We start from the raw sequence: 20,323 nt of genomic DNA, 5'->3' as shown, positions 1-20,323 counted from the left end.
ACGAGGAACGGCCCATTAAACCGCTTTTCTCCAAAGGCCCTTCGCTGGGCGTGCGCCTGCTCGTACTGGTAGTGATGTCGGTCGCGCTGATGGTGGTCGACTCGCGTTTTGACCTGCTCAAGCCTGTGCGCAGCCAGATGGGCCTGGTGCTGATGGAGTCCTACTGGATCACCGACCTGCCCCAGCGCATGTGGCAGGGTGTGGCCGGCCAGTTCGGCAGCCGCACCGAGCTGATCGCCGAGAACGAAAAACTCAAGACCGAAGCCCTGCTGTTGCAGGGGCGCCTGCAAAAACTGGCGGCCCTGACCGAGCAGAACGTGCGCCTGCGCGAGTTGCTCAACTCTTCTGCGTTGGTCAACGAGAAGGTCGAAGTCGCCGAGCTGATCGGTGTCGACCCTAATCCGTTTACCCACCGCATCCTGATCAACAAGGGCGAGCGCGACGGCGTGTTCCTCGGCCAGCCGGTACTCGATGCCCGCGGCCTGATGGGCCAGGTGGTCGAGTTGATGCCATATACCTCGCGGGTGCTGCTGCTCACCGATACCACCCATAGCATTCCGGTACAGGTCAACCGCAACGGCCTGCGTGCCATCGCCAGCGGCACCGGCAACCCCGAGCGCCTGGAACTGCGCCACGTTGCCGATACCGCCGACATCAAGGAAGGCGACCTGCTGGTCAGCTCCGGCATGGGCCAGCGGTTCCCGGCCGGCTACCCGGTGGCCACGGTCAACGAAGTGATCCACGATTCCGGCCAGCCGTTCGCCATTGTGCGTGCCATCCCCACCGCCGCACTGAACCGCAGCCGCTACATGCTCCTGGTGTTCAGTGATCGGCGCACCCCGGAAGAACGTGCCACCGAAGCGGCCATGGCCCAGGAAGAAGCCGATCGCCAGGGCGCCACCCACGGCCAGGCCCCTGCCAGCCAGGCGGCACCTGCTGCCCCTGCGCCCCAGGCCGCCCCAGCGGCGGCGCCAGCGCAACCGGCTGCCACGCCTGCCCAACCCCGGAGACAATAATGGCCAGCACCCGTAGCAGAAACGGCTGGGTCATCTGGCTGACCTTCGCCATTGGCCTGTTGCTGAGCGTCTCGCCCATGCCGCAGTTCATGGAAGTGTTCCGGCCGATGTGGCTGGCCCTGCTGCTGGCGTTCTGGACGCTGACCGTGCCGGGCAAGGTCGGCATGACCACCGCATTTATTCTGGGGCTCGCCGAGGACGTGCTGTACGGCACCCTGCTGGGCCAGAACGCCCTGATCCTGACCCTGATCACCTTCCTGGTGCTGTCGTTGCAACAGCGCCTGCGCATGTTCCCGATATGGCAGCAAAGCCTGGTCATCCTCGTGGTCTTCGGCATCGCCCAACTGATCCAGCTGTGGCTCAGCGCCCTGACCGGCAACCGCCTGCCAACGCTGGCGTTGGTGTGGTCGGCGGTGATCAGTGCGTTGCTCTGGCCGTGGGTGAGCTTCGCCCTGCGTGGCCTGCGCGTACGCCTGCACATTCACTGACGGCCCGCCACCACTGACAGGGAGATGTCCACATGACACAGTTGTACCTGGCCTCGGGCTCACCGCGCCGGCGCGAATTGCTGGCGCAGATTGGCGTGCCGTTTACGGTCGTCAGCGCCGCCATTGACGAAACACCGCTGCCCGGCGAAGGGCCAGGTGCCTATGTCGAACGCCTGGCCCGGGCCAAGGCTGTGGCTGGTTTCGGCGGCATCGAGGGCGCGGGTGTGGTGCTCGGTGCGGACACCACCGTGGTGCTCGACGGCACGATCCTGGGCAAACCCGCTGACCGCGAGCAGGCCCTGGCCATGCTCGGTGACCTGTCCGGCCGCGAGCACCAGGTGCTCACGGCGGTGGCATTGACCGATGGCCAGCGCAGCCTGAGCCTGTGTGTCACCAGCACCGTGCGCTTTCGCGCCATTTCTTTCGATGAAGCCTGGCGCTACTGGGCCAGTGGCGAGCCTGTGGACAAGGCCGGTGGCTATGCCATCCAGGGCTTGGGCGCAGTGTTTGTCAGCCATCTTCAGGGCAGCTATTCGGCCGTGGTCGGCCTGCCCCTCAGCGAGACGGCCGAGCTGCTTGAGCAGTTCGCCATCCCCTGCTGGCAGTCGCATGAGGATTCATTTGCGCGCTAGCCAGCCACCGTGCGGCGATCCATCATTACCTGAGACCTTTGACGAGAGCCTGCCATGAGTGAAGAGATCCTGATCAACATCACCCCGATGGAGTCACGCGTGGCGGTGGTGGAGAACGGTGTTCTGCAGGAAGTGCACGTCGAGCGCACCCAGCGCCGCGGCATCGTCGGCAACATCTACAAGGGCAAGGTGGTGCGTGTGCTGCCGGGCATGCAGGCGGCATTCATCGACATCGGCCTTGAACGTGCGGCGTTCATCCATGCCTCTGAAATTTCCCAGCGCGAAGGTTCGGCGGTCGAGAGCATCAGTGCTCTGGTACACGAAGGCCAAGCCCTGGTAGTGCAGGTCACCAAGGACCCTATCGGCACCAAGGGCGCGCGTCTGACCACCCAGCTGTCGATTCCGTCGCGTTACCTGGTGTACATGCCGCGCAGCAGCCATGTCGGCATTTCGCTGAAAATCGAAGAAGAAGCCGAGCGCGACCGCCTCAAGCAAGTGGTCGCCGATTGCATGGCCCGCGAAGAGATGAAAGACGCCGGCGGCTTCATTCTGCGCACGGCTGCCGAAGGCGCACGCGCCGAGGACATCCTTCAGGACATCCGTTACCTGCGCAGGCTGTGGGAGCAGATCGGCTCACAGATCCAGGTGTGCGGTGCCCCCACGGTCATCTACGAAGACCTGGGCCTTGCCTTGCGTACCCTGCGCGACCTGGTCAACGCCAAGATCGAGAAGATCCGCATCGACTCCCGGGAAACCTTCCAGAAAACCACGCAATTTGTCGCCGAGCTGATGCCGGAAATCGCCGATCGCCTGGAGCATTACCCCGGCGAGCGGCCTATTTTCGACTTGTATGGCGTCGAAGACGAGATTCAACGCGCGCTTGAGCGCAAGGTTCCGCTGAAGTCGGGTGGTTACCTGGTAGTGGACCCCGCCGAGGCGATGACCACCATTGACGTCAATACCGGCGCGTTTGTCGGCCATCGCAACCTTGAAGAAACCATCTTCAAGACCAACCTCGAGGCCGCCACCGCCATCGCTCGCCAGCTGCGCCTGCGCAACATTGGCGGCATCATCATCATCGATTTCATCGACATGGAAGACGAAGAGCACCAGCGCCAGGTGTTGCGCACCCTGGAAAAACAGCTCGAACGGGACCATGCCAAGACCAACATCATTGGCATCACCGAGCTTGGCCTGGTGCAGATGACCCGCAAGCGCACCCGCGAAAGCCTGGAACAGGTGCTGTGTGAACCCTGTGCCGGTTGCCAGGGCCGCGGCAAGCTGAAAACCCCCGAGACCATCTGTTACGAAATCTTCCGCGAAATCCTCCGCGAGGCCCGGGCCTATCAGGCCGAGGGCTATCGTGTGCTGGCCAATCAGAAGGTGGTGGACCGCCTGCTCGATGAAGAATCGGGCAACGTCGCCGAACTTGAAGCCTTTATTGGCCGAACTATCCGTTTTCAGGTCGAATCCATGTACTCGCAAGAACAATACGATGTGGTGCTGCTCTGACTTTGCTCAAAAGCGGTCGCCCCATGGACGGGCTGGCAAAGCGCTATTCACCGGCCATAGTTAAGGGACGACTCGGAGGGCCTCGGCCATGGAACGTCTGAACCGCGTTCTGGGTGCCTTGACCCGCTGGGGCCTGGCAGCCTGCGCCTTGCTGGCGGTGTTGGTGGCGTTGTACGTCAGCCTTGGCCGGCAACTTATCCCGCTGGTCGCCGAATATCGCGCAGACGTCGAGCTCAAGGCGCAGCAGGCCCTGGGGTTGCCGGTGCATATTGGCGCCCTCGAAGGCCGCTGGAGCGGCCTGGCCCCTGTGTTGAGCATTCGCGACCTGGAGCTTGGCGAAGGCGCAGACACCCTGCGTCTGGACGAAGTCAAAGCCGTGCCAGACCTCTGGGCCAGCCTCAAGGCACGCGAAGTGCGCCTGGCGCATATCCAGTTTGGCGGCTTGCAGTTGATCCTGCGTGAAGACGAGCAGGGCCAGTGGGCCCTTGAAGGCCTGCCGCACAAGGACGACAGCCCGCTCGACCCCGGTGAGGCGCTCAAGCGGCTGCGCCAGTTGGGGCGTCTGGACCTCTTCGACAGCCAGGTTACGCTGCAGCCCTGGCAGCGCGACCCGCTGACCCTCACTTATGTCAGCCTCGGTTTGCAGGCTGGGGCCTCGCGCCAGAGCCTGGATGTGCGTGCCACCTTGCCCGACGGCCAGCCGCTGGCAATCAGCCTGCGCACCCGCGCCACCGCCAAGGCTTGGCGTGATGGGCGGGTCGAGGCCTATGTGAGCTTGCCGCAAAGCGACTGGGCGCGCTGGCTGCCGCCGCGCCTGCTGGGTCAATGGCAAGCTGCCACGTTGCACGCAGGTGGCGAGTTCTGGGTCGACTGGAGCAAGGGCCAGTTGCAGCACGCTGTGGTACGCCTGAATGCCCCGCGCTTGAAGGGCGCCTACGCTGACCGCAAAGCCGTGACCTTGGATGATCTGGCCCTCAATGCCTGGTTCAAACGCAGCGGTGATGGCTTCGATGTCACCGTCGACTCCCTGGCCGCCAGCATCGGCAAGGACCGCTGGGAGTCCCACCTGCAACTGGCGCAACGGGTGGGCGACAGCCCGGCTGAAGAATCTTGGAAAATCCAGGCCGACCGCCTGGAGTTGACGCCGTTGACTCCGCTGATCAACGGCCTGGCGCCGCTGCCCGACAAGCTGTTGACCGTGGTCAATGCGCTCAAGGTCACCGGCAACCTGCGCAACGTGCAACTCGACCTGCACCCCAAAGCCGAAGGCGACCAGCGCGTGCAGTTCGCGGCAAACCTGGAGAAGGTCGGTTTTGATGCCTACCACGGTGCACCCGCTGCCGGGAATGTCAGCGGCGCCATCAGCGGCGACCTCGGGCACGGCGAGCTACGCCTCGATACCGATGCCTTCATGCTGCATCTCTACCCGATCTTCGGCAAACCGTGGCATTACCAAAAAGCCAATGCGCGCCTGACCTGGGCTATCGACAAGCAGACCTTCACCTTGGTGGCGCCGTACATCAAGGTGCTGGGCGAGGAAGGCAAGATTGCCGCCGACTTCCTTATTCGCCTGCACCTGGAGCCCGGCCATGAGGATTACATGGACCTGCGCGTCGGCCTCACCGAGGGTGATGGCCGTTACACCGCCAAGTACCTGCCTGAAGTGCTGAGCCCGGCGTTGGATGAATGGCTGCGCAGTGCCATCGTCAAGGGCAACGTCGATGAGGGCTATTTCCAGTACCAGGGTTCGCTCAACCATGGCGCCCCGGCCCACGCCCGCGACATCAGCCTGTTCTTCAAGGTGCATGACGCCACCCTCGACTACCAGCCTGGTTGGCCGAAGGTCACCCAGGTTGAGGGCGACGTGTTCATCGAAGACACCGGAGTACGTGTCAAGGCTCGCCGCGGCTTGCTGCTCGACACCAAAGTCAGCAACGTCAACGTCGATATTCCGCATGTCGAGGCTGGCAAGGAAAGCCACCTGTATCTCGATGGCAGTTTCGACGGCAGCCTTGTCGATGGGCTGAAAATCCTCCAACAGGCGCCGATCGGCACTGGCGAGACGTTTGCAGCCTGGGAGGGCGAAGGCCCGCTTGCAGGCAAGGTCAAACTGGATATTCCATTGGCTCGCGGCCCGCGCCCGAAAGTGCTGGTGGACTTCGCCACCGCAGGCGCAACGCTCAAGATCGCGCCGCCAAGCCTGGAACTGACCGACCTTACCGGTGATTTCAGCTTCGATATCGAGAAGGGCTTGAGTGCCAAGGACCTGAGCCTGCAGGCGTTTGGCAAACCGCTCAGTGCGCAGATTGTCGCTGAAGGCAAGAATGGCCAGTTCCAGACGCGCGTCAGTGCCAGTGGCCAGATGCCGGTCAAGACACTCACCGAATGGCTGCAGGTGCAACAGGCGCTACCGGTCAGCGGTGAGGTGCCGTATCAGTTGCAGGTGAGCCTTGGCGCGCGGGATAACCGCCTGACCGTCAATTCATCGCTCAAGGGCGTAGCCATCGACCTGCCGGCGCCGTTCGGCAAGACCGCCGCACAAACCCGCGACAGCCGTTTCAGCATGACCTTGCAAGGCGCCGAGCGGCGCATTGATGCCGCCTATGCCGACCTTGCCCGCTTTGCCTACGCAGCGCCTGCCGACAAGCTTGGCCAAGGCCGTGGCGAGTTGATGCTGGGTACGGACGAGGCGATCCCGCCGAGCGGGCAGGGCCTGCGGGTGCGCGGCCGGCTCGACAGCCTGGACCTGGACCCCTGGCAGCAGAAGGCTGCACACCTTGCCGGCAACGACCCCGGTGGCAGCGCCCGGCAACTGTTGCAGAGCGTTGACCTGAGCATCGGCCAGCTGAAGGCTTATGGCGTTGACCTTAACCAGGCGGTAGTGCGCCTGGCGCGCGGCGGCCCTGCCTGGGACCTGCGGGTGGACAGCAAGGAGGTAGCGGGCAGTGCGCGCATCCCGGATGCCAAGGCTGCGCCGATGACCATCCGCCTGCAAACCTTGCGCCTGCCGCCTGCCGACCCTGCGCAAGAGCAGGATGAAAACGCCCCGGACCCGCTGGCCAGCTTCGACCCACGCAAGATGCCGCCACTGGACCTTGCCATCGACAAGCTGTACCGCGGTGACGATCTGTACGGCAGCGCCAGCCTGAAACTGCGCCAGACCCCACGCGGCCTGGGCATGGACGACATCGACCTGAACTTCAAGGGCTTGCACCTTGACGGCAATGGTGGTTGGGAGGGCGTGCCTGGCAGTACCTCCAGCTGGTACAAGGGCCGCCTGGACGGCAAGGACCTGGGCGAAGTGCTCAAGGCCTGGGGCTTTGCGCCCACTGTCACCAGCCGTGATTTCCGCATGGACGTCGATGGGCGCTGGCCCGGTTCGCCCGCCTGGGTCAGCATCAACCGCTTCTCTGGCAGCATGAATGCGGCCCTGCGCTCGGGCCAGTTCGTCGAAGTTGAAGGCAGCGCCCAGGCGCTACGCGTGTTCGGCCTGCTCAACTTCAACTCGATTGGCCGGCGTCTGCGCCTGGACTTCTCCGACCTGTTCAGCAAAGGCCTGGCCTACGACCGGGTCAAAGGTTTGCTGGTGGCCAGTGAAGGGGTGTATGTGACCCGCGAGCCGATCAGTGTCACCGGGCCTTCGAGCAACTTCGAGCTGGACGGTACCCTGGACTTCGTGCGCGACCGCATCGATGCCAAGCTGCTGGTGACGTTGCCCGTCACCAACAACCTGCCGCTGGCGGCATTGATTGTCGGTGCGCCGGCTGTGGGTGGCGCGTTGTTTCTGGTCGATCGGCTGATCGGCGACCGCGTGTCGCGCTTCGCCAGTGTGCACTATCGGGTCGACGGCCCGATCAAAGAGCCTAAGATCACCTTTGTGAAGCCGTTCGACAAATAAGAGGTGGCGATGAAGTCAGCAGTGATCCAGATGGTCAGCCAGGATGACGTGGCGGCCAACCTGCAGCGCGCCACAGTGCTGCTGCAGCAGGCCGCCGCGGGCGGCGCACGGCTGGCGGTACTGCCGGAAAACTTCGCCGCAATGGGCCGGCGTGATGCCGCAGCCATTGGCCGCGCCGAGGCCTTGGGCCGAGGGCCGATCCTGCCATGGTTGAAACGCACCGCTCGCGACCTCAGGTTATGGATTGTTGCGGGCACGCTGCCGTTGCCACCGGTCGGTCAACCCGAGGCCAAGGCCAACGCCTGCTCACTATTGATTGACGAGCACGGCGAAATTGCCGCGCGCTATGACAAGTTGCACCTGTTCGACGTGGATGTGGCCGACAACCGTGGCCGCTACCGCGAATCGGACGATTACGCCCACGGCAGCCAAGTGGTAGTGGCGGATACGCCGGTTGGTCGCGTTGGCCTTTCGGTGTGCTATGACCTGCGTTTTCCCGAGTTGTACAGCGCGCTGCGCGCTGCCGGGGCCGAGTTGATCACCGCCCCCGCTGCGTTCACCGCAGTGACGGGCGCGGCACATTGGGAAATATTGATTCGCGCACGGGCCATCGAGACCCAGTGCTATGTACTGGCAGCCGCTCAGGGCGGCCTGCACCCGGGCCCGCGGGAAACCCACGGGCAAGCGGCGATCATCGACCCCTGGGGGCGGATCGTTGCGCAACAGGCGCGCGGTGAAGCGGTATTGCTGGCCACGCGCGACAGTGATGAACAGGCGTCCATCAGGGCGCGCATGCCGGTGCTCAACCATCGGCGCTTTTTCTCGCAGGACGCCTTGCGGCCTGCGCACACCTCGGAGTGACTATGAGCCAGATGTTAACCACCGTCAGCGAACAGCTCCTGGCCCCCGGCGGCCTCGGGCTGGAAAGCCTGCAGGCTGTGCTGGGCGAGTTGGCCGGGCCCGGCATCGACGCTGCCGACCTGTATTTCCAGGGCCAGATCTCGGAAACCTGGGCGCTCGAAGACGGCATCGTCAAAGAGGGCAGTTTCAACCTTGATCAAGGCGTTGGTGTCCGCGCCCAGTCTGGCGAAAAGACCGGCTTCGCCTACAGCAATGCAATCAACCTCGAGGCGCTGACTTCTGCCGCCCGCGCTGCCCGCTCCATCTCCCGTGCTGGCCAGAACGGCACCGTGCAGGCGTTCCGCAGCCAGGATGTCGCTGCGCTGTACGGCCAGGACAACCCGCTGGACGTGCTCAGCCGCGCCGAAAAGGTTGAGTTGCTCAAGCGCGTCGATGCCGCCACCCGTGCCCTCGACCCACGTATCCAGCAGGTCAGCGTGAGCATGGCCGGTGTTTATGAGCGCATCCTGATCGCCGCCACCGATGGCAGCCTGGCGGCGGATATACGCCCACTGGTGCGGTTCAACGTCAGCGTGATCGTCGAGCACAATGGCCGTCGCGAGCGCGGCGGGCACGGCGGTGGCGGGCGTACCGACTACCGGTTCTTCACCGAAGAGCGGGTAATGGGCTATGCCCGCGAGGCTCTGCGCCAGGCGTTGGTCAACCTCGAAGCAATCCCGGCCCCGGCGGGCACGTTGCCGGTGGTACTTGGCTCGGGTTGGTCGGGTGTGCTGCTGCACGAGGCGGTCGGCCATGGCCTGGAAGGCGATTTCAACCGCAAGGGCAGTTCGGCGTTCAGTGGCCGTATCGGTGAAAAAGTCGCATCGAGCCTGTGCACCATCGTTGATGACGGCACCCTTGAAGGCCGTCGTGGTTCGCTCAGCGTCGACGACGAAGGCACACCGACCGAGTGCACCACACTCATCGAGAACGGCATTCTCAAGGGCTACATGCAGGACAAGCTCAATGCCCGGCTGATGGGCATGGCCGTGACGGGCAACGGGCGCCGTGAGTCCTACGCGCACCTGCCGATGCCACGCATGACCAACACCTATATGCGTGCCGGCGAAAGCGACCCGCAAGAGATCATCGCTTCGGTGAAAAAGGGCATCTACTGCGCCAACCTTGGCGGTGGGCAGGTGGACATCACCAGCGGCAAATTCGTGTTCTCCACCAGCGAGGCGTACCTGATCGAAGACGGCAAGATTACCGCGCCGGTCAAGGGCGCAACCCTGATTGGCAACGGGCCGGAAGCGATGAGCCGGGTGTCGATGGTCGGCAACGACCTGGCCCTGGACAGTGGCGTGGGCACGTGCGGCAAAGACGGGCAATCGGTGCCAGTCGGCGTTGGGCAGCCGACCTTGAAGCTGGACGCCATTACCGTGGGCGGTACCGGCGCTTGATGCGCAACGCGATCGCGGTTCAAGCCCACCCCCGCATGGGGGCTGGCTTGAACCTCAATGGCCTTAACGCAAGCCGCGCTGGCTTTCGTCGAGGTCGCGGATGTACTTGAACACCTTGCGCGAAGCGGCAGGCGGCTTGTTCCGCGCCTTTTCATGCTGGGCATGACGGATCAGCGAGCGCAGGTGCTGGCGATCGGTGTCGGGGAACTCGTTGACGAAACGTTCGAGGTCCTCGTCGTTACCGTCGATCAGCCGGTCGCGCCAGCGCTCCAGGCCGTGGAAACGCTCGTTGTACTGGCGGCTGGAGCTGTCGATCTGGTCGAGCACGGCATGAATGCCGTCCAGGTCCTGATCGCGCATCAGCTTGCCGACGAACGACATGTGGCGTTTACGGGCGCCGTGGGCGGTGTGCTTGCAGGCCTCGGCCAGCGCCTTGCGCAACTCGTCGGTGAGTGGCAGGCGGGCCAGGGTGTCGGCCTTGAGTGTGGTCAGGCGCTCACCGAGATCGACCAGCGCATGCAGCTCGCGCTTGATCTGGGTTTTGCTTTTTTCGCCATCGAAGGCGTCGTCGTAGGAATCAACCATGGGGGCAGCTCGCAGGAAATCGCCGCCATGATAACCAGTCGGGGGCCGCTTGTCCGGCCCGGTCGTAGAATGACCCAAGCCGTACGCAGAATTTTCAGTGGAGAGAACCATGAGTGCAGTCCAGAGCGTAGGTCCAAAGGACCTGCCGGCGTTGCAGGAACAGGTCGAAGCAATCGTCGCCGAAGCGCGGCGCCAAGGCGCCAGTGCCTGCGAAGTGGCCGTGTCGCTGGAGCAGGGCTTGTCCACCACGGTGCGCCAGCGCGAGGTCGAGACCGTCGAGTTCAACCGCGACCAGGGCTTTGGCATCACCCTCTACGTCGGCCAGCGCAAGGGCTCGGCCAGTACCTCCGCCAGTGGCCCTGAAGCCATTCGCGAAACCGTCGCGGCTGCGCTGGCAATTGCCAAGCACACGTCCGAGGATGACTGCTCGGGCCTGGCTGACGCAGCCTTGATGGCGCGTGACATTCCCGACCTTGACCTGTACCACGACTGGGGCATAGAACCTGAACAGGCGATTGAAATGGCGCTGGCCTGTGAGGCTGCGGCGTTCGAGGCCGACAAGCGCATCCTCAATGCCGACGGTACCTCGCTTAACACCCACCAGGGTGTGCGCGTGTACGGCAACAGTCATGGCTTCATCGGCGGTTATGCCTCTACCCGTCACAGCTTGAGCTGCGTGATGATCGCCGAAGGTGACGGGCAGATGCAGCGCGACTACTGGTACGACGTCAACCGCCAAGGCCAGTTGCTGGCCGACCCGCGCAGCATCGGCCAGCGCGCCGCCCAGCGCGCTGCCAGCCGCCTGGGCGCACGCCCGGTGCCTACCTGCGAAGTGCCAGTGCTGTTCGCCGCCGAGCTTGCCGGAGGCTTGTTTGGCAGCTTCCTGTCGGCCATTTCCGGCGGCAACCTCTACCGCAAGTCGTCGTTCCTCGAAGGCACCCTGGGGCAGCGTCTGTTCCCCGCCTGGCTGACCCTCGACGAGCGCCCGCATATCCCGCGTGCTATGGCCAGCGCCGCGTTCGATGGTGACGGCCTGGCGACCTACGCCAAACCGTTCGTCGACAAAGGTGAGCTGGTCTCCTACGTGCTGGGCACCTACTCCGGGCGCAAACTGGGGTTGCCGAGCACCGCCAACTCGGGCGGTGTGCACAACCTGTTCGTCACCCATGGCGTCGAGGACCAACAGGCGTTGATCCGGCGGATGGGGCGCGGCCTGTTGGTCACCGAACTGATGGGGCACGGCCTGAACATGGTGACGGGTGACTATTCGCGCGGTGCTGCCGGTTTCTGGGTCGAGAACGGTGAAATTCAGTTCCCGGTTCAAGAAGTGACAATCGCCGGCAATATGAAAGACATGTTCCAGCAAATTGTTGCCATCGGTAGCGATGTCGAAACCCGCAGCAACATCCATACAGGCTCGGTGCTGATCGAGCGCATGACTGTAGCAGGCAGCTGACAACAGCTTTTGTAAGGAGGGGGGCTTGCCCCGCGATGGCCATTGCGGTCGATCGCGGGCAAGCCTGCTCCCACGCCTGTGACACACAACCCGGCCATCGCGCCGGGTTTTTTGTTTACCTCGCCGCACTTGAAGTGATTCTGTTTATCAATTAATAATGAATATCATTACCCAGTGACCCGGCGAATGATGTTCATGAAATCCGTCCTCCACGAACTGCCCTACCTGGAAAACTGGCGCTGGCTCAGCCGCCGTATCCGCTGCGCCTTGGAGCCCGACGAGCCGCGTCTGATCGAGCATTACCTGGCCGAAGGTCGCTATTTGGTGTGCTGCACCGAGACCTCGCCATGGACGGTGGCGCTGACGTCCCTGCGCCTGCTGCTCGATACCGCCAGCGACCGCATGCTGCCCTGGCACTGGCGCTGCCTGTGCCTTGATCAAGCCTGGCGCCCGCTGCTGGACCTGCGCAACCTCGACCGCCGTGAGCAGAACCAGCGCTGGCAGCCCTATGCCATGCAGCTCGCCAATTGCGTGCTGCTGCCATCGATTTCCCCCGATGAACTGATGCAAGGATTAGACGATGAGTGATACCCGTATCGAGCGTGACAGCATGGGTGAGCTGCAGGTGCCGGCCCAGGCCCTGTACGGCGCCCAGACCCAGCGCGCGGTCGACAACTTCCCGGTCAGTGGCAAGCCGATGCCGGCGCAGTTCATTCGCGCCCTGCTGCTGGCCAAGGCCGCCGCTGCCAAGACCAACATCGAGCTCAAGCAAATCAGCGCAGGGCAGGGCGCGGCCATCGTCAAGGCCGTGGAGCAACTGCTGGCCGAGGACTTTATCCAGCATTTCCCGGTAGATGTGTTCCAGACCGGCTCCGGCACCAGCTCGAACATGAACGCCAACGAGGTGATCGCCACCTTGGCCAGCCGCGTGCTGGGTGAGCCGGTCAATGCTAATGACCACGTCAACTGCGGCCAGAGCAGCAACGACATCATCCCCACCACCATCCATGTCAGCGCCGCGCTGGCCCTGCATGAGCAACTGCTGCCGGCGCTGCGTCACCTGACCCAGGTGATCGACGCCAAGGCTGTGCAAGTACACCGTTACGTCAAGACTGGCCGCACCCACCTGATGGATGCCATGCCGGTGCGCATGAGCCAGGTGCTCGGTGGCTGGTCGGCGCAGATCAAGGCAGCCCACGCGCATATCGAAGCCACCTTGCCGGCCTTGCAGGCCCTGGCCCAAGGCGGCACTGCGGTCGGCACCGGGATCAACGCGCACCCCGAATTTGCCAAGGGCTTTGCCCGCCAGTTGGGCGGCCTGACGCGGATCGAGTTCACCCCAGGCGAAAACCTGTTTGCCCTGATCGGCTCGCAGGACACTGCCGTGGCGTTGTCCGGCCAGCTCAAGACCGGCGCGGTGGCGTTGATGAAGATCGCCAACGACCTGCGCTGGATGAACTCCGGCCCACTGGCGGGCCTTGGCGAAATCGAGCTGCAAGGCTTGCAGCCTGGGTCTTCGATCATGCCAGGCAAGGTCAACCCGGTGATCCCGGAAGCCACCGCCATGGTCGCAGCCCAGGTGATTGGCAACGACGCCACCATCGCCGTGGCGGGCCAGTCCGGCAATTTCGAGCTGAACGTGATGCTGCCGGTGATCGCTCGCAACCTGCTGGAAAGCATCGAGCTGATGGCCAACGTCAGCCGCCTGCTGGCCGACAAGGCCATCGCGACCTTCACGGTCAATGAGGCCAAGCTCAAGGAGGCGCTGTCGCGCAACCCGATTCTGGTCACGGCCCTGAACCCGATCATCGGCTACCTGAAGGCTGCCGAGATCGCCAAGACCGCCTACAAGCAGGGCCGCCCGGTCATCGATGTCGCGCTTGAGCACACCGACCTGTCCCGCGACCAGCTCGAAGCACTGCTCGACCCTGAAAAACTCACCGCTGGCGGCATCTGAACACCCAGCCGCACTGGAGGCACGTCATGCAGCACTGAGACGCACCACGCAAAACGCCAATAGCCTGTTTGAGCTCGGCGAACTGGTCGATGCCCGGGAACATTATCTGCAAGCCCTGGCACTGGCCCAGGTGCTGTTCGAGCGCTGGCATGACGTCGACGAAGCGGTGGCCGCGTTGGTCATTGCCCACCATAACCTGGCCGACCTGCACCTGCGCCTGAACCAGCCACACGAAAGCGCCGACTACCTGTGCGCCGCCCACCAGCGGCTGCTACAAGCCAGCCAGGAGACTCGTCTGCCGCAGCCGCTGCGTGACGCCGCGTTGCGCCACAGCGCGCGCACCTACACCGAATTGCTGAGTTTCATTGCCGAGTACGGCCAGTACCCGCGGACCGAGCGCCTGCTCAATCGCCAGGCGCCGGCTGCCAGCGAACTGGTCGCACAAACCGGCATCAACGATCGCACCCCAGCCTACGGAATCCACTGATATGCCACATACCTTGCCTGCTCTGCCTTACGCCTACGATGCGCTGGAACCGCACATCGACACGGCCACCATGGAAATCCACCACACCAAGCACCACCAGGCCTACGTCAACGGCTTGAACGCAGCCATCGAAGGTACCGAATGGGCTGATTGGCCGGTCGAAAAACTGGTGGGCGCGGTGCAGACGCTGCCTGAGAGCCTGCGCGGGGCGGTGATCAACCACGGCGGCGGCCACGCCAACCACTCGCTGTTCTGGACGGTCATGTCGCCCAAGGGCGGCGGCCAGCCGCAGGGCGAGCTGAGCAAGGCAATCGACGCTCAGTTAGGCGGTTTCGAGGCGTTCAAAGAGGCATTCACCAAGGCTGCACTGACCCGCTTCGGCAGCGGCTGGGCCTGGCTCAGCGTCACCGCGCAGAACACGCTGGTGGTTGAAAGCAGCGGCAACCAGGACAGCCCACTGATGCATGGCAACACGCCGATTCTGGGGCTGGATGTATGGGAGCACGCCTATTACCTGAAGTATCAGAACCGCCGCCCGGAATACATCGGTGCCTTCTACAACGTGGTCGATTGGGCCGAAGTGGAACGCCGCTACCATCAAGCCCTGAAGTGAGTCGAACCGGTATGCGCTCTGCCGTGATGTCTGTCAGCAGTGTTCGGCTGTTCCGCCTGGCGCTGGGCACCTTGCTGTTGTTGGTAGGCACCGCTTTGCTGGTGGCCCGCGGTCTTGCCTGGCTCGACCTCGAGCCACGCATGCTGCGCGCACTCGAGGGCGGCGCGCTGTGTGCGCTTGGCACGGCATTGGGCGCGGTACCGGTGCTGGTTATCCGCAACATGCCAGTGGCGGTAGCCGATACCCTTTTGGGTTTTGGCGCGGGGGTGATGCTGGCGGCTACGGCGTTTTCCCTGATCATGCCCGGGCTGGCTGCTGCCCAGGCCATCGGTTTCAGCCCCTGGGGGGCTGGCGGGCTTGTAAGTAGCGGCTTGCTGTTCGGCGCCCTGTGCCTGTTTCTGATCGACCTGAAGGTTTCCGGCGCTTGCCCACAGGTGCTGGTGGCGACGGGCGAGCAGCCTGTGATCGCCGCGCGCATCTGGCTGTTTGTCATTGCCATCATTGCCCACAACATTCCTGAAGGCATGGCGATCGGTGTGTCCGCAGGTGGCGGTATGCCGGATGCCGACAGCCTGGCAATGGGCATTGCGTTGCAGGACGTGCCGGAAGGCCTGGTGATCGCCTTGGTGCTGGCTGGGGCCGGCATGTCGCGTTTCAAGGCGTTTCTGATTGGCGCGGCTTCCGGCTTGGTCGAGCCCTTGGCGGCGGTGATCTGCGCGTGGCTGGTCAACATTGCAGAACTGCTGTTGCCGCTAGGCCTGGCCTGCGCGGCGGGGGCCATGTTGCTGGTGGTGACCCAGGAGGTCATCCCTGAGTCGCGCAGCAATGGCCATCACCGTTTGGCCAGCTTGGGGCTGTGTATCGGTTTTTGCCTGATGATGGTGATGGATACGGCGATGTCTTGAAGGGCTGGGCGTGGGTAGGGCCACTGCCCTTTGCTTAAGCGAACACTACTTCTACGCGCCCCTGGGGCCGAGATCGCGGGGCCGCTTTGACCACGATCTGAACGTCGCGCCCCAGACGCGCCAGGCAATCGATCATCTTGCTCTCGCTAATGCCACGGAACTTGCCGCGAACCATATCGGAAACTTTCGGTTGCGGTAGGCCGAGAATTTCTGCCGCTTGAACCTGAGTCAGGTGGCGAGCTTTGATGATGCTGCATATCTTGCTGGCCAGACGAGCTTTGACCAGCATTTCGTCAGCAGCTGGGTGGCTGAGGTCGGCGTACAGGTTGCCGCTGCCTTCTTCGATCTCGCTCATGGGATTTGTCCTTCAGAATGTTGCTGTGCAAGCCGCAGCTTCATGCGGACCAAGGCGATATCCGATTCGGGCGTCTTGATGCCTGTCCTGGATTTCTTCTGGAAGCAGTGCAGTACATAGACAGCGTTGCCAAAGCGCACGGTGTATACCGCGCGGAACGTGTTGCCTTCATGATCCTCCACGACCAAGCACGCCAGCGCCGGAAAAGCCTTTCAGGATTTTACTGTGCACATGCCGCCCGCCCTCTTGGGCCAGGTGCAAGGCAAAACCAAACACATGCTGGACGTCTAACGGCAGTGCCATAAGGTCCTTTTTACTGCTTGCTACCCAGTACAGCTTTTTGTGTTGCCCGCTGAACGTCATGAAGCCACCCATCGAATCTATACCTGTATAGGTATAAAAACAACAAGGTCTTATTTCATCCTGGCAATTGGCAGAGAATGTTGCGGTGGGGCCTCTACTCGCCTTCGTCGAAGAAGTTGTTGATCAGTTCGACAATCGCATCCATGGCTTCGTCCTCCTGCTCACCTTCGGTAAACAGGTGCACTTGGGTGCCTTTGCCGGCGGCGAGCATCATGACGGCCATGATGCTCTTGCCGTCTACCAGTTTGTCCGGCGCGCGCCCTACGCGGACCTGACAGGGGAAGCGCCCGGCCACTCCGACGAACTTTGCCGCCGCTCGGGCGTGCAGGCCCAGCTTGTTGATGATGGTGATTTCGCGGGCGGGCATGGTGGGGCGGATCCTGTGGCTAGAGGTCGCGGTGGCGGACCTGGACGTTTTTCAGGGTGGGCTGGAGCAACTGGCCGAGGCGTTCGGTGATATACACCGAGCGATGGTGGCCGCCTGTGCAGCCGATGGCGATGGTGACATAGGCACGGTTGCTGGCGGCAAAACGCGGAAGCCATTTGAGCAGGTAGCTGGAGATGTCCTGGAACATTTCCTCGACGTCCGGCTGCGCGGCCAGGTAGTCGATAACCGGCTGTTCGAGGCCAGAATGCTCACGAAGTTCCGGCTTCCAGTAGGGGTTGGGCAGGCAGCGCACATCGAACACCAGGTCGGCGTCCACCGGCATGCCGCGTTTGAAGCCGAATGATTCCACCAGAAACGCCGTACCCGGTTCGGGCTGGTTGAGCAGCCTCAGCTTGATCGAGTCGCGCAACTGATACAGGTTCAGGTTGGTGGTGTCGATCTTGAGGTCGGCCAGATCCGCGATGGGGCCAAGCAGCTCGCTTTCGACGCGAATGGCTTCGGCCAGCGAGCGGTTCTGGTTGGTCAGCGGGTGGCGCCGGCGTGTCTCGGAAAAGCGTTTGAGCAGGGTGTCTTCGTCGGCGTCCAGGTACAACACATCACATTGGATGTGCCGGGCGCGGGCGTCCTCGAGCAGTTCCGGGAAGCGTGACAGGTGGCTGGGCAGGTTGCGCGCATCGATGGAAACAGCAACCTTGGGTTGCTGCAGCTCGGTGTTGATCAGCGCGTTTTCTGCCAACTGCGGCAACAGCCCGGCAGGGAGGTTGTCGATGCAGTAGTAGCCGTTGTCTTCCAGTACGTCGAGGGCGGTGCTCTTGCCGGAGCCGGAGCGGCCGCTGACGATGATCAGGCGCATGTTCAGTGCTCGTTCTGTACGTCCAGGACAACCTGGTACAGGGCCTCGTTGCTGCTTGCCGAGCGCAGGCGATCGCGAACGTCCTTGCGATCAAGCATGCTGGCGATCTGGCGCAGCAGTTCAAGGTGGGCATCGGTGGCAGCTTCGGGGACCAGCAGCACGAACAGCAGGTCGACCGGTGCGCCATCGATGGCGTCGTAATCGATAGGGGCGTCAAGATGCAGCAGGGCACTTACCGGCGCCGTGCAGCCTTCGAGCCGGCAGTGAGGAATGGCGATGCCATTGCCAAAACCGGTTGAGCCGAGTTTTTCGCGAGCGACCAGCTTTTCGAAGACGTCTTGCATCTCCAGCTCTGGTACTTGGTCGGCGATCAGGGTGGCGACCTTTTCGAGGGCGCGTTTTTTACTGCCGCCCGGCACGTTCACGAGGGAACGGCCGGGGGTCAGGATGGTTTCAAGTCGGATCATGGATGAGGGGGATCAGCGGGCGGCTGCGCCTTGCAGCAAGCTTTGCTGTTTTTCCTTGTGTTTTTTCAGTTGGCGGTCGAGCTTGTCGGCCAAGGCATCGATCGCGGCATACATGTCTAGGTGTTCGGCATTGGCGACCACTTCGCCGCCGGGAATCTGGAGGGTTGCTTCAACCTTCTGCTGCAGCTTCTCGACTTTCATGATCACCGTTGCATTGGTGATCTTGTCGAAATGCCCTTCCACGCGGGCGAGCTTTTCAAGCACGTAATCGCGCAGTGGTTGGGTAACTTCTACATGCTGGCCACTGATGTTGACTTGCATACAGCTTCTCCTTTATTGCCCGTGCATAAAGAGGCAGGTGTTGCACCTGCCACTGAAACGCTGTGGCGGACCCCGGTGCTACATCAGTCGCTTGCGCTCACTCGATGGGGCTATGCCCAGCGATTCGCGGTACTTGGCGACGGTGCGACGGGCTACCTGGATGCCTTGTGCCTCCAGTAAACCAGCGATCTTGCTGTCACTCAATGGCTTTTTCTGATTTTCCGCCGCAACCAGTTTTTTGATGATCGCGCGGATCGCCGTGGACGAGCATTCGCCGCCTTCCGCGGTGCTCACGTGGCTTGAGAAAAAGTATTTCAGTTCGTAGATGCCGCGCGGGGTGTGCATGTATTTCTGCGTGGTAACGCGGGAAATGGTCGACTCGTGCATGCCCACCGCCTCGGCGATATCGTGCAGCACCAGCGGCTTCATGGCCTCGTCACCGTACTCGAGGAAATCGCGCTGGTGCTCGACGATCTGCGTGGCGACCTTCATCAGCGTTTCGTTGCGGCTCTGCAGGCTCTTGATGAACCAGCGCGCCTCCTGCAACTGGTTGCGCATGAAGGTGTTGTCGGCGCTGGTGTCGGCGCGGCGCACGAACCCTGCGTACTGCGGGTTGACCCGCAGGCGCGGCATCGCCTCCTGGTTAAGCTCGACCAGCCAGCGCTCGCTGTCCTTGCGCACGATCACGTCAGGTACCACGTACTCAGGCTCGCTCGACTCGATTTGCGAGCCGGGACGCGGGTTGAGGCTCTGCACCAGCTCGATGACCTGGCGCAGCTCGTCTTCCTTGAGCTTCATGCGGCGCATCAGCTGGCTGTAGTCGCGCCCGCCGAGCAGGTCGATGAAGTCGGTGACCAGGCGCTGCGCCTCGGCCATCCATGGGGTGGAAGCCGGCAGTTGGCGCAATTGCAGCAGCAGGCATTCACCCAGGGTGCGAGCGCCGATGCCGGCCGGCTCGAACTGCTGGATGCGGTGCAATACGGCCTCGACCTCGTCCAGCTCGATGTCCAGCTCCGGGTCGAACCCTGCACAGATTTCTTCGAGGGAGTCTTCGAGGTAGCCCTGGCCGTTGATGCTGTCGATCAGTGTCACGGCGATCAGGCGGTCGGTGTCGGACATAGGCGCCAGGTTCAGTTGCCACAGCAGGTGGCTCTGCAGGCTCTCGCCGACCGAGGTGCGGGTGGTGAAGTCCCACTCGTCATCGTCGTTGCTGGGCAGGCTGCTGGCGCTGGTCTGGTAGATATCTTCCCAGGCGGTATCGACCGGTAGCTCGTTGGGGATGCGTTCACCCCAGTCGCCGTCTTCGAGGTTTTCGCTGCTGCTGGTGGATTCCTGGAAGCTGTTGTCCTGAACTTCGGCGACCGGTTTGCTTTCGGCGTTGTCCGCCATCGGGTCGCTGTTGTCGAAATCTTCGCCGTCTTCCTGGCGTTCGAGCATCGGATTGGATTCCAGCGCTTCCTGAATCTCCTGCTGGAGGTCCAGGGTAGAAAGCTGGAGCAGACGAATGGCCTGTTGCAACTGCGGGGTCATCGTCAGTTGCTGGCCCATTTTTAGGACGAGCGATGGTTTCATGGCAGGGGCTTAATACCTTGTTCGCCGGCGCGCATGCGCCATCCACTACACGTAGGGCGCGTGGGCGCCGATTTTAAGCAAGTTATATGCCTGAAAATGCAGCGTTTGCCTAGAGCACTGTAACACTTAAGTCTTGAACGACTCGCGGCAAC

20 protein-coding genes and 1 pseudogene are annotated in these 20,323 nt (G+C 62.8%); 13 read left to right on the top strand and 8 right to left on the bottom strand.

Going from position 1 to position 20,323, the window contains the following annotated elements:
• Positions 1-14: 14 nt before the first annotated feature.
• From mreC to tldD, 7 genes are all read left to right on the top strand, one after another.
• Entirely contained in the window at positions 15-1,016 is a 1,002-nt protein-coding gene (mreC, locus tag HU720_RS03790; RefSeq protein ID WP_186517508.1) for a rod shape-determining protein MreC, read from the top strand.
• Positions 1,016-1,504: a rod shape-determining protein MreD gene (gene mreD / locus HU720_RS03785; RefSeq protein WP_186517382.1), complete on the top strand. Its 489-nt coding sequence runs from the start codon at positions 1,016-1,018 to the stop codon at positions 1,502-1,504. Before mreC ends, mreD begins: the two co-directional genes overlap by 1 nt.
• A gap of 32 nt (positions 1,505-1,536) precedes the next feature.
• Positions 1,537-2,136 (top strand): Maf family protein, encoded by a 600-nt coding sequence (locus HU720_RS03780; RefSeq protein ID WP_186517380.1) that lies wholly within the window; start codon positions 1,537-1,539, stop codon positions 2,134-2,136.
• Positions 2,137-2,190: 54 nt separating this feature from the next.
• A complete protein-coding gene (gene rng / locus HU720_RS03775; protein WP_186517378.1) occupies positions 2,191-3,648 on the top strand; it encodes a ribonuclease G in 1,458 nt (485 codons plus the stop codon).
• 88 nt (positions 3,649-3,736) lie between these two features.
• Positions 3,737-7,546, top strand: coding sequence for a YhdP family protein (locus tag HU720_RS03770; protein WP_186517376.1), 3,810 nt, complete (start codon positions 3,737-3,739; stop codon positions 7,544-7,546).
• Positions 7,547-7,555: 9 nt separating this feature from the next.
• A complete protein-coding gene (locus HU720_RS03765) occupies positions 7,556-8,407 on the top strand; it encodes a carbon-nitrogen hydrolase family protein (protein WP_186517374.1) in 852 nt (283 codons plus the stop codon).
• A gap of 2 nt (positions 8,408-8,409) precedes the next feature.
• Positions 8,410-9,849: a metalloprotease TldD gene (tldD, locus tag HU720_RS03760; RefSeq protein WP_186517371.1), complete on the top strand. Its 1,440-nt coding sequence runs from the start codon at positions 8,410-8,412 to the stop codon at positions 9,847-9,849.
• A 63-nt stretch (positions 9,850-9,912) separates the two neighbouring features.
• Here tldD and yjgA read toward each other — a convergent pair whose 3' ends face one another.
• The gene (yjgA, locus tag HU720_RS03755; RefSeq protein WP_186517369.1) at positions 9,913-10,434 is read right to left on the bottom strand and encodes a ribosome biogenesis factor YjgA; all 522 of its coding nucleotides are present in this window, start codon (positions 10,432-10,434) and stop codon (positions 9,913-9,915) included.
• Positions 10,435-10,543: 109 nt separating this feature from the next.
• On the opposite strand from yjgA, the gene pmbA reads away from it, so the two are divergent.
• From pmbA to HU720_RS03725, 6 genes are all read left to right on the top strand, one after another.
• Positions 10,544-11,890: a metalloprotease PmbA gene (pmbA, locus tag HU720_RS03750; RefSeq protein WP_186517367.1), complete on the top strand. Its 1,347-nt coding sequence runs from the start codon at positions 10,544-10,546 to the stop codon at positions 11,888-11,890.
• 186 nt (positions 11,891-12,076) lie between these two features.
• Complete coding sequence (locus HU720_RS03745; RefSeq protein WP_186517365.1) at positions 12,077-12,478, top strand: FagA protein; 402 nt, start codon at positions 12,077-12,079, stop codon at positions 12,476-12,478.
• Entirely contained in the window at positions 12,471-13,847 is a 1,377-nt protein-coding gene (locus tag HU720_RS03740) for a class II fumarate hydratase (protein ID WP_186517363.1), read from the top strand. Before HU720_RS03745 ends, HU720_RS03740 begins: the two co-directional genes overlap by 8 nt.
• A gap of 34 nt (positions 13,848-13,881) precedes the next feature.
• Complete coding sequence (locus HU720_RS03735) at positions 13,882-14,334, top strand: hypothetical protein (protein ID WP_186517506.1); 453 nt, start codon at positions 13,882-13,884, stop codon at positions 14,332-14,334.
• A gap of 1 nt (position 14,335) precedes the next feature.
• Complete coding sequence (locus tag HU720_RS03730; RefSeq protein WP_186517361.1) at positions 14,336-14,947, top strand: superoxide dismutase; 612 nt, start codon at positions 14,336-14,338, stop codon at positions 14,945-14,947.
• 11 nt (positions 14,948-14,958) lie between these two features.
• Entirely contained in the window at positions 14,959-15,852 is an 894-nt protein-coding gene (locus HU720_RS03725) for a ZIP family metal transporter (RefSeq protein ID WP_186517359.1), read from the top strand.
• A 34-nt stretch (positions 15,853-15,886) separates the two neighbouring features.
• On the opposite strand, the gene HU720_RS03720 is transcribed toward HU720_RS03725, so the two are convergent.
• The 7 genes and pseudogenes from HU720_RS03720 to HU720_RS03690 all read right to left on the bottom strand — a co-directional run bounded on the left by HU720_RS03720 (position 15,887) and on the right by HU720_RS03690 (position 20,171).
• Positions 15,887-16,207, bottom strand: coding sequence for a helix-turn-helix transcriptional regulator (locus HU720_RS03720; RefSeq protein WP_186517357.1), 321 nt, complete (start codon positions 16,205-16,207; stop codon positions 15,887-15,889).
• A pseudogene (locus HU720_RS03715) lies at positions 16,204-16,504 on the bottom strand (type II toxin-antitoxin system RelE/ParE family toxin). The gene HU720_RS03720 and the pseudogene HU720_RS03715 overlap by 4 nt, the downstream one beginning before the upstream one ends.
• A 160-nt stretch (positions 16,505-16,664) precedes the next feature.
• Positions 16,665-16,937, bottom strand: coding sequence for an HPr family phosphocarrier protein (locus tag HU720_RS03710; protein ID WP_186517355.1), 273 nt, complete (start codon positions 16,935-16,937; stop codon positions 16,665-16,667).
• A 19-nt stretch (positions 16,938-16,956) separates the two neighbouring features.
• A complete protein-coding gene (gene rapZ, locus HU720_RS03705) occupies positions 16,957-17,811 on the bottom strand; it encodes an RNase adapter RapZ (RefSeq protein WP_186517354.1) in 855 nt (284 codons plus the stop codon).
• A 2-nt stretch (positions 17,812-17,813) separates the two neighbouring features.
• Positions 17,814-18,278 carry a PTS IIA-like nitrogen regulatory protein PtsN gene (ptsN, locus tag HU720_RS03700; RefSeq protein WP_186517353.1) on the bottom strand — a complete coding sequence of 155 codons (465 nt, stop codon included), beginning with the start codon at positions 18,276-18,278 and terminating at the stop codon, positions 17,814-17,816.
• Between the two features lie 12 nt (positions 18,279-18,290).
• Positions 18,291-18,599: a ribosome-associated translation inhibitor RaiA gene (gene raiA, locus HU720_RS03695; protein ID WP_186517352.1), complete on the bottom strand. Its 309-nt coding sequence runs from the start codon at positions 18,597-18,599 to the stop codon at positions 18,291-18,293.
• Between the two features lie 78 nt (positions 18,600-18,677).
• A complete protein-coding gene (locus HU720_RS03690; protein ID WP_186517351.1) occupies positions 18,678-20,171 on the bottom strand; it encodes an RNA polymerase factor sigma-54 in 1,494 nt (497 codons plus the stop codon).
• Positions 20,172-20,323: the final 152 nt, after the last annotated feature.

The organism is Pseudomonas sp. SWRI51 (assembly GCF_014268825.1).
GTDB lineage: Bacteria > Pseudomonadota > Gammaproteobacteria > Pseudomonadales > Pseudomonadaceae > Aquipseudomonas > Aquipseudomonas farsensis.
This window is presented reverse-complemented; position numbering and strand designations above follow the sequence as displayed.

What these genes read in the sequence shown, in the direction of transcription:
- mreD (WP_186517382.1), top strand. Translation starts at nt 1,016, where the DNA reads ATGGCCAGCACCCGTAGCAGAAACGGCTGGGTCATCTGGCTGACCTTC.
- HU720_RS03780 (WP_186517380.1), top strand. Translation starts at nt 1,537, where the DNA reads ATGACACAGTTGTACCTGGCCTCGGGCTCACCGCGCCGGCGCGAATTG.
- rng (WP_186517378.1), top strand. Translation starts at nt 2,191, where the DNA reads ATGAGTGAAGAGATCCTGATCAACATCACCCCGATGGAGTCACGCGTG.
- HU720_RS03770 (WP_186517376.1), top strand. Translation starts at nt 3,737, where the DNA reads ATGGAACGTCTGAACCGCGTTCTGGGTGCCTTGACCCGCTGGGGCCTG.
- HU720_RS03765 (WP_186517374.1), top strand. Translation starts at nt 7,556, where the DNA reads ATGAAGTCAGCAGTGATCCAGATGGTCAGCCAGGATGACGTGGCGGCC.
- tldD (WP_186517371.1), top strand. Translation starts at nt 8,410, where the DNA reads ATGAGCCAGATGTTAACCACCGTCAGCGAACAGCTCCTGGCCCCCGGC.
- yjgA (WP_186517369.1), bottom strand. Translation starts at nt 10,434, where the DNA reads ATGGTTGATTCCTACGACGACGCCTTCGATGGCGAAAAAAGCAAAACC.
- pmbA (WP_186517367.1), top strand. Translation starts at nt 10,544, where the DNA reads ATGAGTGCAGTCCAGAGCGTAGGTCCAAAGGACCTGCCGGCGTTGCAG.
- HU720_RS03745 (WP_186517365.1), top strand. Translation starts at nt 12,077, where the DNA reads ATGATGTTCATGAAATCCGTCCTCCACGAACTGCCCTACCTGGAAAAC.
- HU720_RS03740 (WP_186517363.1), top strand. Translation starts at nt 12,471, where the DNA reads ATGAGTGATACCCGTATCGAGCGTGACAGCATGGGTGAGCTGCAGGTG.
- HU720_RS03730 (WP_186517361.1), top strand. Translation starts at nt 14,336, where the DNA reads ATGCCACATACCTTGCCTGCTCTGCCTTACGCCTACGATGCGCTGGAA.
- HU720_RS03725 (WP_186517359.1), top strand. Translation starts at nt 14,959, where the DNA reads ATGCGCTCTGCCGTGATGTCTGTCAGCAGTGTTCGGCTGTTCCGCCTG.
- HU720_RS03720 (WP_186517357.1), bottom strand. Translation starts at nt 16,207, where the DNA reads ATGAGCGAGATCGAAGAAGGCAGCGGCAACCTGTACGCCGACCTCAGC.
- HU720_RS03710 (WP_186517355.1), bottom strand. Translation starts at nt 16,937, where the DNA reads ATGCCCGCCCGCGAAATCACCATCATCAACAAGCTGGGCCTGCACGCC.
- rapZ (WP_186517354.1), bottom strand. Translation starts at nt 17,811, where the DNA reads ATGCGCCTGATCATCGTCAGCGGCCGCTCCGGCTCCGGCAAGAGCACC.
- ptsN (WP_186517353.1), bottom strand. Translation starts at nt 18,278, where the DNA reads ATGATCCGACTTGAAACCATCCTGACCCCCGGCCGTTCCCTCGTGAAC.
- raiA (WP_186517352.1), bottom strand. Translation starts at nt 18,599, where the DNA reads ATGCAAGTCAACATCAGTGGCCAGCATGTAGAAGTTACCCAACCACTG.
- HU720_RS03690 (WP_186517351.1), bottom strand. Translation starts at nt 20,171, where the DNA reads ATGAAACCATCGCTCGTCCTAAAAATGGGCCAGCAACTGACGATGACC.